Origin of the sequence: Serratia sp. CY56464, assembly GCF_052168435.1 — a bacterium.
Classification (GTDB): Bacteria; Pseudomonadota; Gammaproteobacteria; order Enterobacterales; family Enterobacteriaceae; genus Serratia; species Serratia marcescens.
The window spans coordinates 1,977,300-1,991,180 of the sequence record NZ_JBJNMV010000001.1; the positions used below are offsets into that span (position 1 = coordinate 1,977,300).

Sequence of the window (13,881 nt, forward strand, 5' to 3'; positions counted from 1 at the left end):
CCTCCCCAATAGATTGCCTTATTCAGGCTTTTTCCAGCGTACAAAGCAACGGATGCTCGTTCTCCCTTGCGTACCGGTTCACATGGACGACTTTGGTTTCCGCCACCTCGGCGGTAAAAACACCACAGATCGCCTTGCCTTGATAGTGGACCGTGAGCATCAGTTGCGTTGCGCGTTCAATATCATAAGAAAAGAACTTTTGCAGAACGTCAATCACAAATTCCATCGGTGTGTAATCGTCGTTGTTAAGTATAACTTTATACATAGACGGCGGTTTTACCGCATCGATTTGTTTTTCTTCGGCCAAGTGTTCAAAGTTTAGCCAGTCGTTGTTATTGCCCATCGCTGCTCATCTTCTCTGCTCTGCCCTCTGATATGGGGGCAGGTTTCGGTTATTCAAAGTGGGGATAGTTACTATTTTATCATCTTCGGCATCGTCCCGCCGCACTGTAACGTGCGCAAAAAAACGGGCCAATTGTGACTGAATCGTGGCAATAGCGTTACCTGCTTCAAACTTTGGTGAACTGCTCCCCGCCGACAAAAGCCGATCCCTTGACGCCCCGATCATTTGCTCTAGAGTGTAAATTCGTGGCTGGTGGTCTTTTAACCACCCCTTGTCCACCCTGCTACCCGCCCACGGCGGGTGCGAATTCAGTTATTCATCTCACTTAAAATAGCGTTGCGAGGGATGTAAAAGCATGGAGACGGGTACTGTTAAATGGTTTAACAACGCCAAAGGCTTTGGCTTCATCTGCCCAGCCGGCGGCGGCGAAGATATTTTCGCGCATTATTCCACCATCAAGATGGATGGTTACAGAACGTTGAAGGCGGGCCAGCAGGTCAGCTTCGACGTGCATCAAGGGCCGAAAGGGAACCATGCCAGTCTTATTGTGCCGGTGGAAAGCGAGGCGCTGTCCTGAACGCTTCCGGCAGCGTCGCGCTGCCTTGCCCCTGACTGCGATAAAAATGCCAGCCGCCGTGTGACTGGCATTTTTTATGCCCTTTACTTACTCGCGCGCCAGCGCATCGATCGGATTCAGCCGCGCGGCATTGCGCGCCGGCAGATAGCCGAACACCACGCCGATGCCGGTAGAACAGAGAAACGCGCTCAGCAACGCCGCCGGCGGGAAACTGATCTGCCAACCCGGCAACACCAACTGCACCGCCAGGCCGATGGCGAACGACAGCGTAATCCCCAGCGCGCCCCCAACCAGGCAGACCAATACCGCCTCGATCAGGAACTGCTGCAACACGTCGCCGGAACGCGCGCCCACCGCCATGCGGATGCCGATCTCGCGCGTGCGCTCGGTTACCGACACCAGCATGATGTTCATCACGCCGATGCCGCCGACCACCAGTGAGATCACCGCCACCAGCGTCAGGAACAGCTGCAGCGTGCGGGTGGTTTTCTCCGCGGTTTGCACCAGGCTGTCCATGTTATAGGTGAAGAAATCCTTTTTACCGTGGCGCAGCGTCAACAGGCGCGACAGCTGTTGTTCCGCTTCCTTGCTGTCGTAACCGTCACGGATACGCACGGTGATCGAGTCGAAATAGCTGTTGCCCATCAGCCGGTTGGCCATGGTGCTGTACGGCACCCACACGTTCAGCGTCTTGCTGCTGCCGAACATCGACTGCTTCTCCTTGGCCACGCCGACCACCGTCGCCGGCATGTTGCCCACCAGGATAACTTCCCCCACCACGTTCTTCTGATGCGGGAACAGCCGCCGTTGGGTATTGGCGTCGATCACCACCGTTTGCGCCTGCGACTGCACCTGCATCGGATCGATGCCGACGCCCTGGGTAAAGCTCATGCCGTACACGCGGAAGAACTGCTCGCTGACGCCGTTGACGTTGGCCGCCGCATCGACGTTGCCCAAGCGCAGCCGCATGCTGCTGCTGATGCTCGGCGACAGCGCGCTGATGTACGGCTGTTCGCGCAGCGCGTCGAGATCGCCGTATTTCAACGATTGCCGATAGGTCGGATCGTCGTCGCCGAAATCCTTGCCGGGATAAATATCGACAGTATTGGTGCCGATGGATTTGATGTCCGCCAGCACCATCTGCTTGGCGGCGTCGCCGATCACCAGGATCGATACCACCGAGGCGATGCCGATAATGATGCCGAGCATGGTCAGCGCGGTGCGCATCTTGTTGGCCGCCATCGCGCGCCAGGCCATGAGCAGCGCCTCGCGGAAACGGCCGCCCATCTGCCGCCAGGAAGGCGCCGTTGCGGCCAGCGCCAGCGGATTGGCCTGCACACTCTCCGGCGGCGCCGGGCGCGAGTCGGCGATGATCTCGCCGTCGCGGATCTCGATGATTCGCTCCGCCTGGCGCGCCACCGCCGGATCGTGAGTCACCAGGATCACCGTGTGCCCTTGGGCGCACAGCTGTTTGAGGATCGCCATCACCTCTTCGCCGGAGTGGCTGTCCAGCGCGCCGGTCGGCTCATCCGCTAGGATCACCTGCCCGCCGTTCATCAACGCGCGGGCGATACTGACGCGCTGCTGCTGGCCGCCGGAAAGCTGGCTCGGCCGATAGTTGACGCGCTCCCCCAGCCCCAACCGCCGCAACAGCGCCTCCGCCCGTTCGCGCCGCGCCGCTTTGCCCAGCCCGGCGTACACCGCCGGCACCTCGACGTTGTGCGCCGCGCTCAGGTGCGGCAGCAGATGGTAGCGTTGAAAGATAAAGCCGAAATGCTCGCGCCGCAGCTGCGCCAGCGCATCGTCGCTCAGCGTCGCCACATCTTGCCCGGCCACCCGATACACGCCGGCGCTCGGCTTGTCCAGACAGCCGAGAATGTTCATCAGCGTCGATTTGCCGGAGCCGGAAGCCCCCATGATCGCCACCATTTCACCGGCGTCGATGCTCAGACTGATCCCCTTCAGCACCTCGACCGTCTGCTCGCCGGAACGGTAGCTGCGGCGAATGCCGCTCAGCTGCAACAGCGCCGCCATCAGCCGGCCTCCACGCCGCCGCGGCTGACGATCACCTCATCGCCCGCCTCAAGCCCGCGGAGGATCTGCACGTCGATATTGTTGCGCAGGCCGATGGCCACCTCGCGCTTCTCTTCCTTGCCCTGTTTCAACACCGAGACGTGGTAGCGATTGTCGGCGATCTGATCGCCCAGCGCCGCCAGCGGGATCACCAGCGCCTGCTGGACGCCGGCCAGCTGAATATGCACCTGCGCCGTCATTTGCAAGCGCAGCAGCCTTTCCGGGTTGGGCACTTCGAAACGCGCATAATAGAAGATGGCGTTGTTGACCTTTTCCGGCGTCGGCTGAATGTCTTTCAGCACGCCGTCGAAGCGCCGGGTCGGATCGCCCAGCACCGTGAACCAGGCCTTCTGACCTGGCTTGAGGTTAATGACGTCGGCCTCCGACACCTGCGCCTTCACCAGCATGGTGCCGAGATCCGCCAGCGTCAGAATGTTCGGCGCCTGCTGCGCCGCGATCACCGTCTGGCCCTGCAGCGTTGTGATCTGCACCACGTCGCCATCCATCGGCGCTTCGATGCGGGTGTAGGCCAGGTTGATCTTGGCGGTGTCCAGGCTGGCCTGATTCCGCGCGATCTGCGCATTGATGGTGCCCACCTGCGCCTTCTTCACCGCCAACTGCGTCGCCGCCTGATCCAGATCCTGACGCGACACCGCCTGCAGCCTGGCCAGCGCCTGGTTGCGCTGCAGCGTGACCGCCGCCAGTTGCTGTTCGGCCTGCGCCTGCAGCAGTTGCGCATGCAGTTCGCGCAGCGTCGCCTCGCCTTCGCGAATGCTGTTCTGCGCCTGTTGCGGATCGATAACCCCCAGCAACTGGCCTTTTTTCACCTTGTCGCCGATCTCGACATACAGTTTTTCCAACTGCCCGCTGACCTGCGCGCCGACGTCAACCTTGCGCACCGCGTCCAGCTGGCCGGTCGCCAACACGTTCTGCTGCAGATCGCGTTTTGTGACCTTCACCGTTTTGAAATCGGTCGGCGCCGGATGGCGGAAGTGCCAAACGGCCGCCGCGGCAATCGCCGCAATCACCGCCAGAACGAGTATCCAGCGGCGTTTATGTCCTTTAAACCCTGTCAAAATGGACCTGCCTGTGCTTGTGAATATCAACCGCCCATTGCGGCGGCGGAGCTAAATTAGCATGCAACGTAGGGAATAACTAAACCTTAGCTCAACACAATGTGGAGACACGCCTGGTTACAGTTCAGCATTGAACTCCCGTTTAGTGAAACCTTGATGAAATAACGCCATTCAACACAGCCAAGGATTTCATCATGTCACAGCTCAGCTACCCACTCGCCTCCGCCCGGCCGCTTAACGGCTGGCAACTGATGACGGCGCTGATCAATGGCGAAAAGGCACCGAGCAACGCCTGGAAAAAAACCTCGTTTCGCCTGAAGTTTCTCGGCCGTTCGCTGCTCAACTGGCGCACCACCAGCGGCCTGCTCAGCACCCTGGCCAGCAACCCGCTGCGGGAGGAGATCCTGAGCGCGCAGCCGAACCTGCCGTGCAAGCTGCATCGCCCCTACCTGGCGGCCAACATGAGCAAGATCGAATGCCTGTTCGCCCTGCGCGATCATTACGATCTCATCGTGCAGCGCATGCCGCTGAAGATGCGTCTCGGCCACCTCGGCCCACAGCCTTTCGTGCTGGCCCGCGCGATGGGCAAAAACGAAGCGCCGATCGCGCTGGAACTGGCGGCGATCGACAAACTGAATAAGGAAGGGGAAGCCACGCTGCTGCTGCGCAACGCCAACGGCGTGATGCTGGCGGAAATCACCTTTGCGCTGATGCATTATCAGCAGCAGCCGACGCTGTTCATCGGCGGCCTGCAGGGCGCGAACCATGAGGTGCCGCACGCCGAGATCCAGCACACCACCAAGGAGTGTCACGGTCTGTTCCCTAAACGGCTGGTGCTGGAAGGCATTTGCACGCTGGCGCGGCATCTCGGCATCCGCCAGATCGTAGCCGTCGGCAATGCCACCCATATCTATCAAAACTGGCGTTACCAGAGTAAGAAGAAGGGCCAACTGCACGCCGATTACGATCAGTTCTGGCTGTCGATGGGCGCCAAACCGCTCGACAGCGGCTATTTCCTGCTGCCCGAGCGCATCGCCCGCAAACCTATCGAAGAGATTGCCAGCAAGAAGCGCGCCGAGTATCGCCGTCGCTATCAGCTGCTGGACGCGCTGGAACAGGAATTGGCGGCGCATTTCTGCGCCCGATGACGCCCGGCGGGCTGTCAGTCCGCCCGGCCGCGCGCCAGCCAGATTACCCGTGAGAACATTTTCTTCAGCAGCGGCGGCACCGAGTCCGTGCCCCATTCGCCGGCCTGCATCGCGACCTCAATCGCCAGATCCGGTTTCGACGAATGGTGAACCGCTTTCAGGATCACCTTGCGCACCGGCATCTGCGCGTTGAGCGGCACCGACGCCATTCGGTGATAAACCGGGCCGAACCCTTCGCGGAACATGAAGTGCTCCATGTCCGGCGCCGGCAGCGCGGTCAGCCGATCGCGTTCGTTGTCTTCATGATTGTCCAGCAGGCTGCGCACGGTATTGGCGTACTTTTTGCCTGCCTCGTCGCCGTCCACCAGCGCATGCCACTCGATGCCCATGCGGCGGGCGAAGCGCAGCAGCGGCTTCAGGCCGCACTGGGCGAATTCGATGACCCTCACCCCTTCCGCCTCGAAATGATAGCCGCACTGGCGCGCCAGCTCGTTCAGCAGCCACACTTCGGTCTCGCCTTCCACCAGCAGCCAGCAGCGGGCGAACAGTGACGACGGCCGGTTGAAACGGATGTGAAACGCGATGCGCCGCCCGTCTTCGGCGCTCAGCCCGCGCGGCCCGAGACGGTAGGTCGCAACCCGCCCCGACTCGCGCACTAGCCGGCAGACGTGCTCCACCGGCACCAGCGACACCAGTTCGCTGGAGTTGGTGGTGGTGATGCGCTGCAGCGGCAGCTGATTGAGCAGCCCCCAGGCCACCGACAGCATGATCGGGTGCAGGCGAGTTTCCGGGTCCTCCACCAGCAACAGCGGCCGGGCATGGGGATCCAGCTTGACGTCGCCCTTGGCCTGCAGCAGGGTGGAAAACATCCCCAGCAGGATCAGGCGCATGCTGCGGCTGTTCGGCTCGGCCACCATGCGGTTGATGCCGTCCAGCGCGCGCCAGGCGTCCTGCTCCGGTTCACCGCCGCGGCGGCGCGGCCGCGTCACCTGCGAACTCTGCTCGGCGAAATAGTGCTCCAGCAGCTGCTGCATCGCCGCCAGCCCCTGGCGCAGCTCACCGTTGGTCAGCTTCTGCGGATTGCGCACCAGCTCGCGCGTCAGCTGATCCAACTGCTGCGCCAGCGCCTGGGTATCGGGTTTGCGTTCATCGCCGAGGCTGCTGGGGCGCAGACGACGAATAAAGCGCGCGTCGCGCAGGCGCAATACCGGATGGATCCGGATAATGGCGTGGGCCAGTTGTTCGATATGGTGCAGTTGAAAGGCGTTGCCGTCGGCGTCGAGAAAACCGCGCCAGGTGCACACCGTGCCGTCATCGGCCAGCTCGCCCTCGCAGCGGTAATGAATGCGGCTCAGGCCATCTTCGCCCTTGACCCACAGCGGCGTCAGGTGGCGATAGCGCGGCAGGTGCGCATGGCCGATGTCTTTTTCGCAGAAGGTGAACACCACCTGCAGGTGGCGCTCTTTGGCTGACTCTTCACCGGGGGGGAAATGGAAATCGTGCGCCTCAAACCGATACAGCTTCTGCTCCGGCGCCAGCAGCAGCGTCAGCGCATCCAGCAGGCTGGATTTACCCCAGGCGTTTTCGCCGAGCAACAGCGTGTTGTCGTCCAGCATCAGCGACAGCCGATTAATGCCGCGAAAACCTACAATTTCGATACGCTCCAAGAACATCCGCCGCCTCCCGTGCGCGCCGTCGCCTCTTCAATGAGGCGACCTTCACAGAGCATGGTCAAAAAACCCCTTGCAGGTCAAGCGGCCAGCGTCAAATCTGCCGCTTTACTCCGGCCGGGCTTTTGGTTAGCGTGTGCTCCTCGCCGCCGTTCGGCGCGCCTCAAAACTCAAGGACACAAGCTGCACCATGTACTCAGGACTGTTGATTATTCTGTTACCGCTGATTGTCGGTTACCTCATTCCCTTACGCCATCGCCCGCTGCTGGTGCTGATCAACCGGCTGCTCAGCTGGATGGTGTACGTGATCCTGTTTTTCATGGGCATCAGCCTGGCGTTTATGGAAGATCTCAGCAGCAACCTGGTGCTGATCTTCCAGTACAGCGCGGTGTTCTTCTTCTGCATTCTCTGCGCCAATCTGCTGTTGCTGGCGCTGCTGGAGCGGCGCATGCCGTGGCGCAGCAGCCATAAACAGGAAAAGCTGCCTTCGCGCGTGCACATGGCGCTGGAGTCGCTCAAGCTGTGCGGCGTGGTGCTCGGCGGCTTCCTGCTCGGCCTGACGCAGTGGCAATGGCTGCAGTTCGCCCATAAAGGCAGCGAATATGCGCTGATCTTCCTGCTGTTGCTGGTCGGCATTCAACTGCGCAACAGCGGCATGACGCTGCGCCAGATCGTGCTCAACCGCCGCGGCACGCTGGTGGCGTTGGTGGTGACCGTCGCGTCGCTGGCCGGCGGCGCGCTGGCGGCGCAGCTGCTGGGGTTGCCGGTCAAGGCCGGGCTGGCGATGGCCTCCGGCTTCGGCTGGTACTCGCTGTCCGGCATTCTGATCACCGACGCCTATGGCCCGGTGATGGGCAGCGCCGCGTTCTTCAACGATCTGGCGCGCGAGCTGGTGGCGATCATGCTGATCCCGACGTTGGTGCGCCGCAGCCGCTCCACCGCCCTCGGCCTGTGCGGCGCCACCTCGATGGACTTCACCTTGCCGGTGTTGCAGCGCAGCGGCGGACTGGACATGGTGCCCCCCGCCATCGTCCACGGCTTCCTGCTGAGCCTGCTGGCGCCGGTGCTGATCGCCCTGTTCTCCTGATCCTTTCCCCTGGGGGCCGCCCGGCCCCCAAAGCGTAATAATTCCCATCCGCACGGCAAAATTGCGCTAAATCAAACTTGCCCGCAGTAGTCGCACAAAAGCCTTTTGCAACCCCGATCGCCGATCTATGCTTTTAAACAAGCATTACAAATGCAACTTTAAAATAAAAGGAAGCGACTATGTTCTGTGTGCAATGTGAACAAACCATCCGTACCCCGGCAGGCAACGGCTGCGCGTATGCTCAAGGCATGTGCGGCAAAACGGCGGAAACCTCCGACCTGCAGGATCTGCTGGTGGCGGCGCTGCAGGGCCTCTCCGCCTGGGCGTTGCAGGCGCGTTCGCTGGGCATCGTCGACCACGAGATCGACAGCTTCGCCCCGCGCGCCTTCTTCTCCACCCTGACCAACGTCAACTTCGATTCCCAGCGCATCATCGGCTACGCGCGGGAAACTCTGCTGCTGCGCGACTCGCTGGCCGCCCGTTGCCGGTTGCTGGATGCCGGCGTGCGCGTCGATCACCCGATGGCGGCGCTGCAGTTGGCCGGCGACGATATGCCTGCGCTGCTGCAACAGGCGGCGCAGTTTGCCCTCGACAGCGACAAGGCCGAGGTCGGCGACGATGTACACGGTTTGCGCCTGCTGTGCCTGTATGGCCTGAAAGGCGCGGCGGCCTATATGGAACACGCGCACGTGCTCGGCCAGTTCGACGAGCAACTCTATGCCGACTACCACGCCTTTATGGCCTGGCTCGGCACCCGGCCGCGCGACGTCGACACCCTGCTGAACAACGCCATGGGCATCGGCAAGATGAACTTCAACGTGATGGCGATCCTCGATCGCGGTGAAACCCAGGCCTACGGCGATCCGCAGCCCAGCGCGGTCAACGTGCGCCCGGTGGCCGGGAAAGCCATCCTGATCTCCGGGCACGATCTGAAAGATCTGCGCATGCTGCTCGAGCAAACCGAAGGACAAAACGTCAACGTCTACACCCACGGTGAAATGCTGCCGGCGCACGGCTATCCGGAACTGAAAAAATTCAAGCATCTGGTGGGCAACTACGGCAGCGGCTGGCAGAACCAGCAGACGGAATTCGCCAAATTCCCCGGCCCGATCGTGATGACCTCCAACTGCATCATCGATCCTAACGTCGGCAACTACGGCGATCGCATCTGGACCCGCAGCATCGTCGGCTGGCCGGGTGTCAATCATCTGGAAGGCGACGACTTCGGCGCCGTGATCCGCCAGGCCCAGGGCATGAACGGTTTCCCTTATACCGAGATCGAGCACCTGATCACCGTCGGCTTCGGCCGCCAGACGCTGCTGAACGCCGCCGATACGGTGATCGATCTGGTGTCGCAGAAAAAACTGCGCCACGTCTTCCTGGTCGGCGGCTGCGACGGCAGCCGCGACGAGCGCAGCTACTTCACCGACTTCGCCCGCAGCGTGCCGCAAGACTGCCTGATCATGACGCTGGCCTGCGGCAAGTACCGTTTCAACAAGCTGGACTTCGGCACGCTGGAGGGGTTGCCGCGCCTGCTGGACGTCGGCCAGTGCAACGACGCCTACTCCGCCATCATGCTGGCGGTCAAGCTGGCGGACACGCTCGGCTGCAGCGTCAACGAGCTGCCGCTGAGTCTGGTGCTGTCGTGGTTTGAACAGAAGGCGATCGTCATTCTGCTGACGCTGCTGTCGCTGGGGGTGAAAAACATCGTCACCGGCCCGACCGCGCCGGGCTTCCTGACCGACAATCTGATGGCGATCCTCAACGAGAAATTCGGCCTGCGTCCGATCACCACCGTCGAGCAGGATATCGCAGCGCTGCTCGCCTGATGCCGTTACGTTATGGGGCCGCCTGCGCCGGCCCCTGTGTTTTTTGAGGTGCCCCGATGACTCAACCCACTCCGCTTTGCCCGAACCGCATGCAGGTGCATTCCATCCAGCGTGAAACCGCCGACGTCTGGACGCTGAACCTGATCTGCGACGTTTTCTATCCTTACCAGGCCGGCCAGTTCGCGCTGGTCAGCATCCGCAACAGCAAGGAGACGCTGCGCGCCTATACGCTCTCCTCCTCGCCCGGCCAGAGCCGCTTTCTCAGCATCAGCGTGCGCTGCCTGCCGGACGGCGTCGGATCGCGCTGGCTGACGCAAGAGGTCAAGCCCGGCAACACGCTGTGGCTGTCCGACGCGCAGGGCGAATTCAGCTGCGAGCGCCACCCGGCCGATCGTTATCTGATGCTGGCCGCCGGCTGCGGCGTGACGCCGATCGTCTCGATGTGCCGCTGGCTGACCGCCAACCGCCCGGCCTGCGATATCGCCGCGATCGTTAACGTGCGCACCCCCGCCGACACGATTTTCGCCGCTCAATGGCGCGCGCTGTGCGCCGCCCATCCGCAGCTGCGCCTGACGCTGATGGCCGAGCAGGATCTGCAACCCGGCTACCTCAGCGGCCGCATCAATGAGCAGACGCTGCGACAGGCGGCGCCGGATATCGCCGAACGCACGGTGATGACCTGCGGCCCCGCGCCCTACATGGATCAGGTGGAGCTGCTTTGCCGCCGGCTCGGCGTGCCGGCCGAGCGTTTCCATAAAGAGCTGTTCCACACGCCGACGGCGCAGGCCGACGCCACCGAAGGGCTGACGCTGCGCGCCGCCCGCCCGCTGCGCGAATTCCGCGTGCCGGTCGGCAGCACGCTGCTGGCGGCGATGGAGGCCCATGCCCTGCCGGTCAACGCCGCCTGCCGCGCCGGGGTGTGCGGCTCGTGCAAAACCCGCATCCTCGAGGGCGACTACACCACCACCAGCACCATGACGCTGAGCGCGGAAGAAATCGCGCAGGGCTACGTGCTGGCCTGCAGTTGCCGGCTGCAGGGCGACGTCACATTGGCGTGATCCCCTATAGCCCCATCGCCGCGATGGGGCATTTATCGGCAAGCTCCCCGCGGCCGGCCCGGTTACACTTTTCCCCGTCCTACGCTCTTTACCCTTCCTGACCGCATCTCGTCCACCGCCGGTAAGCTATGCTTGCAGTTGTTCTGCTGCCACTCACCGGATCGAGTACACATCGTTTTTCAAACCTTGTTTGGGGGAACCATGAAGCAAACCGTAGCCACACTGATCGCCAAAACGCTGGATCAAGCCGGCGTAAAACGCATTTGGGGCGTGACCGGCGATTCGCTCAACGGCCTGAGCGACAGCCTGCACCGCATGGGCACCATCGAATGGCTGGGCACCCGCCATGAAGAGGTGGCCGCCTTCGCCGCCGGCGCCGAAGCCCAGCTTACCGGCCAGTTGGCGGTGTGCGCCGGTTCCTGCGGCCCCGGCAACCTGCACCTGATCAACGGCCTGTTCGACTGCCACCGCAACCATGTGCCGGTGCTGGCGATCGCCGCGCATATCCCTTCCAGCGAAATCGGCAGCGGCTATTTCCAGGAAACCCATCCGCAGGAGCTGTTCCGCGAATGCAGCCACTATTGCGAACTGGTTTCCAACCCGGAACAGCTGCCGCGCGTGCTGGAGATCGCCATGCGCAAGGCGATCCTCAATCGCGGCGTCTCGGTGGTGGTCTTGCCGGGCGACGTGGCGCTGCGCATGGCGCCGGAAGACGCGACCCTGACCTGGCATACCCCGGCGCTGCCGCTGGTGCAGCCGCCGATGAGCGAGCTGAACAAGCTGGCGGAAACGCTGAACAAGGCGAAGAACATCACCCTGATGTGCGGCAGCGGCTGCGCCGGCGCGCACGATGAAGTGGTCAAGCTGGCCGAGTTGCTGCAGGCGCCGGTGGTGCACGCGCTGCGCGGTAAAGAGCATATCGAATGGGACAACCCCTACAGCGTCGGCATGACCGGGCTGATCGGTTTCTCTTCCGGCTACCACGCGATGATGAACGCCGACACGCTGGTGCTGCTCGGCACCCAGTTCCCCTATCGCGCGTTCTACCCCACCAACGCCAACATCATTCAGATCGACATCAACCCCGGCAGCATCGGCGCGCACTGCCCGGTCAATATGGCGCTGGTGGGCGATATCCACACCACCCTCACCGCCCTGCTGCCGCAGCTGGAACCGAAGCGCGACCGGGCGTTCCTCGACAAGGCGCTGGAGCATTACCGCAACGCGCGCAAGGATCTCGACGGGCTGGCGACCGCTAACGACGACCAGCCGATCCACCCGCAATATCTGGCGCAGCAGCTCAGCCACTATGCCAGCGACGACGCCATCTTCACCTGCGACGTCGGCACGCCGACGGTGTGGGCCGCCCGCTACGTGAAAATGAACGGCAAGCGCCGCCTGCTCGGTTCGTTCAACCACGGTTCGATGGCCAACGCCATGCCGCAGGCGATCGGCGCTCAGGCCACCGCGCCGGATAAACAGGTGATCGCCATGTGCGGCGACGGTGGCTTCACCATGCTGATGGGGGATTTCCTGTCGCTGGCGCAGCTCAAATTGCCGGTGAAAATCGTGGTGTTCAACAACAGCGTGCTGGGATTCGTGGCGATGGAGATGAAGGCCGGCGGCTACCTGACCGACGGCACCGATCTGCATAATCCGGACTTCGCGGCGATCGCCAACGCCGCCGGCATCAAGGGCATCCGCGTGGAAAAAGCCTCCGATCTGGACGGCGCGCTGCAGGAGATGTTGGCGCACCCCGGCCCGGCGCTGCTGGATGTGGTCACCGCCAAGCAAGAGCTGGCGATGCCGCCGCAGATCAAGTTCGAACAGGCGAAAGGCTTCAGCCTGTACATGCTGCGCGCCATCATCAACGGCCGCGGCGACGAAGTGGTCGAACTGGCGAAAACCAACTGGCTGCGCTAAGCAAGCTGCCCCGGTGAAATAAAGGGTATATGATGCCATGTACCCTTTTCCTCTCCCTTATATTCCAGGAACCCTATGCTTATCGATCTACGCAGCGACACCGTTACCCGCCCCAGCGCCGCCATGCGCCAGGCGATGGCTCAGGCAGAGGTCGGCGACGACGTCTACGGCGATGACCCGACGGTCAACGCGCTGGAGGCCGAGGCGGTGCGCCTGTCAGGCAAAGAAGCGGCATTGTTTCTGCCCAGCGGCACCCAGGCCAACCTGGTGGCGCTGCTGAGCCACTGCCAGCGCGGCGATGAATACCTGGTCGGCCAGCAGGCGCACAACTACAAATACGAAGCCGGCGGCGCAGCGGTGCTGGGCAGCATTCAGCCGCAGCCGATCGAGGCCGACGCCGACGGTACGCTGCCGCTGGACAAGCTCGCCGCCGCCATCAAACCCGACGATATCCACTTCGCCCGCACCCGGCTGCTGAGCCTGGAAAACACCATCAGCGGCCGAGTCCTGCCGCAGGCCTACCTGCAGCAGGCGTGGCAGTTTACCCGCGAGCGGCAGCTGGCGCTGCATATCGACGGCGCGCGCATCTTCAACGCCGCCGTGGCGCTGAACCTGCCGCTGAAAGAGATCGTGCAATACTGCGACACCTTCACCATTTGCCTGTCGAAAGGGTTGGGCGCGCCGGTCGGATCGCTGCTGTGCGGCAGCGAGGCCTTCATTCAGCGCGCGCTGCGCTGGCGCAAGATGACCGGCGGCGGGCTGCGTCAGGCCGGCATCCTGGCGGCGGCCGGCCTCTACGCGCTGGAGCATAACGTTGCGCGGCTGCGCGAAGACCATGACAACGCGGTCTGGCTGGAGCAACAGCTGCGGCAGATCGGCGTGGAGATCGCCGCTCCCGGCGCGCAGACCAACGTGCTGTACCTGCGCCAACCGCCGGCGCTGGCGGCCAAATTCGGTCCGTGGATGCGCGAACGCGGCGTGCTGATCAGCAGTGGCCCGCTGACGCGCATTCTGACCCACCTCGACGTCAGCCGTCAGGATCTGCAGCGGGTGGTCGAACTGTGGCGGGAGTTTCTTCAGCAGCACGCCTGATTTCC

At 62.7% G+C, this 13,881-nt stretch carries 11 protein-coding genes; 7 read left to right on the forward strand and 4 right to left on the reverse strand.

Going from position 1 to position 13,881, the window contains the following annotated elements; translation table 11 throughout:
• Positions 1–22 precede the first annotated feature (22 nt).
• A complete protein-coding gene (gene clpS, locus ACJ8KE_RS09620; protein WP_004928347.1) occupies positions 23–343 on the reverse strand; it encodes an ATP-dependent Clp protease adapter ClpS in 321 nt (106 codons plus the stop codon).
• A 355-nt stretch (positions 344–698) separates the two neighbouring features.
• Between clpS and cspD the strand changes: the two genes are divergently transcribed.
• On the forward strand, positions 699–920 hold the full coding sequence (gene cspD, locus ACJ8KE_RS09625; RefSeq protein ID WP_004928349.1) for a cold shock-like protein CspD: 222 nt from the start codon (positions 699–701) through the stop codon (positions 918–920).
• A gap of 87 nt (positions 921–1,007) precedes the next feature.
• On the opposite strand, the gene macB is transcribed toward cspD, so the two are convergent.
• The gene (gene macB, locus ACJ8KE_RS09630; RefSeq protein ID WP_284065188.1) at positions 1,008–2,954 is read right to left on the reverse strand and encodes a macrolide ABC transporter ATP-binding protein/permease MacB; all 1,947 of its coding nucleotides are present in this window, start codon (positions 2,952–2,954) and stop codon (positions 1,008–1,010) included.
• Positions 2,954–4,069: a macrolide transporter subunit MacA gene (gene macA / locus ACJ8KE_RS09635; RefSeq protein WP_028127988.1), complete on the reverse strand. Its 1,116-nt coding sequence runs from the start codon at positions 4,067–4,069 to the stop codon at positions 2,954–2,956. Before macA ends, macB begins: the two co-directional genes overlap by 1 nt.
• Before the next feature lie 194 nt (positions 4,070–4,263).
• Here macA and ACJ8KE_RS09640 point away from each other — a divergent pair, with 194 nt between their 5' ends.
• Positions 4,264–5,217: a VirK/YbjX family protein gene (locus ACJ8KE_RS09640; RefSeq protein WP_016928337.1), complete on the forward strand. Its 954-nt coding sequence runs from the start codon at positions 4,264–4,266 to the stop codon at positions 5,215–5,217.
• Between the two features lie 14 nt (positions 5,218–5,231).
• Here the strand turns inward: ACJ8KE_RS09640 and ACJ8KE_RS09645 are convergent, their stop codons facing one another.
• Positions 5,232–6,890 (reverse strand): ATP-dependent endonuclease, encoded by a 1,659-nt coding sequence (locus ACJ8KE_RS09645; protein ID WP_016928338.1) that lies wholly within the window; start codon positions 6,888–6,890, stop codon positions 5,232–5,234.
• Positions 6,891–7,077: 187 nt separating this feature from the next.
• Between ACJ8KE_RS09645 and ACJ8KE_RS09650 the strand changes: the two genes are divergently transcribed.
• From ACJ8KE_RS09650 to ltaE, 5 genes are all read left to right on the forward strand, one after another.
• The gene (locus tag ACJ8KE_RS09650) at positions 7,078–7,974 is read left to right on the forward strand and encodes a lysine exporter LysO family protein (protein ID WP_004928363.1); all 897 of its coding nucleotides are present in this window, start codon (positions 7,078–7,080) and stop codon (positions 7,972–7,974) included.
• 179 nt (positions 7,975–8,153) lie between these two features.
• A complete protein-coding gene (hcp, locus tag ACJ8KE_RS09655) occupies positions 8,154–9,803 on the forward strand; it encodes a hydroxylamine reductase (protein ID WP_016928340.1) in 1,650 nt (549 codons plus the stop codon).
• A 56-nt stretch (positions 9,804–9,859) separates the two neighbouring features.
• Positions 9,860–10,861 carry an NADH oxidoreductase gene (hcr, locus tag ACJ8KE_RS09660; protein WP_305179035.1) on the forward strand — a complete coding sequence of 334 codons (1,002 nt, stop codon included), beginning with the start codon at positions 9,860–9,862 and terminating at the stop codon, positions 10,859–10,861.
• Positions 10,862–11,062: 201 nt separating this feature from the next.
• Positions 11,063–12,784, forward strand: a complete 1,722-nt coding sequence (gene poxB, locus ACJ8KE_RS09665) for a ubiquinone-dependent pyruvate dehydrogenase (RefSeq protein WP_016928342.1) — start codon at positions 11,063–11,065, stop codon at positions 12,782–12,784.
• A 75-nt stretch (positions 12,785–12,859) separates the two neighbouring features.
• The gene (ltaE, locus tag ACJ8KE_RS09670; protein WP_016928343.1) at positions 12,860–13,876 is read left to right on the forward strand and encodes a low-specificity L-threonine aldolase; all 1,017 of its coding nucleotides are present in this window, start codon (positions 12,860–12,862) and stop codon (positions 13,874–13,876) included.
• The last annotated feature ends 5 nt before the right edge of the window (positions 13,877–13,881 follow it).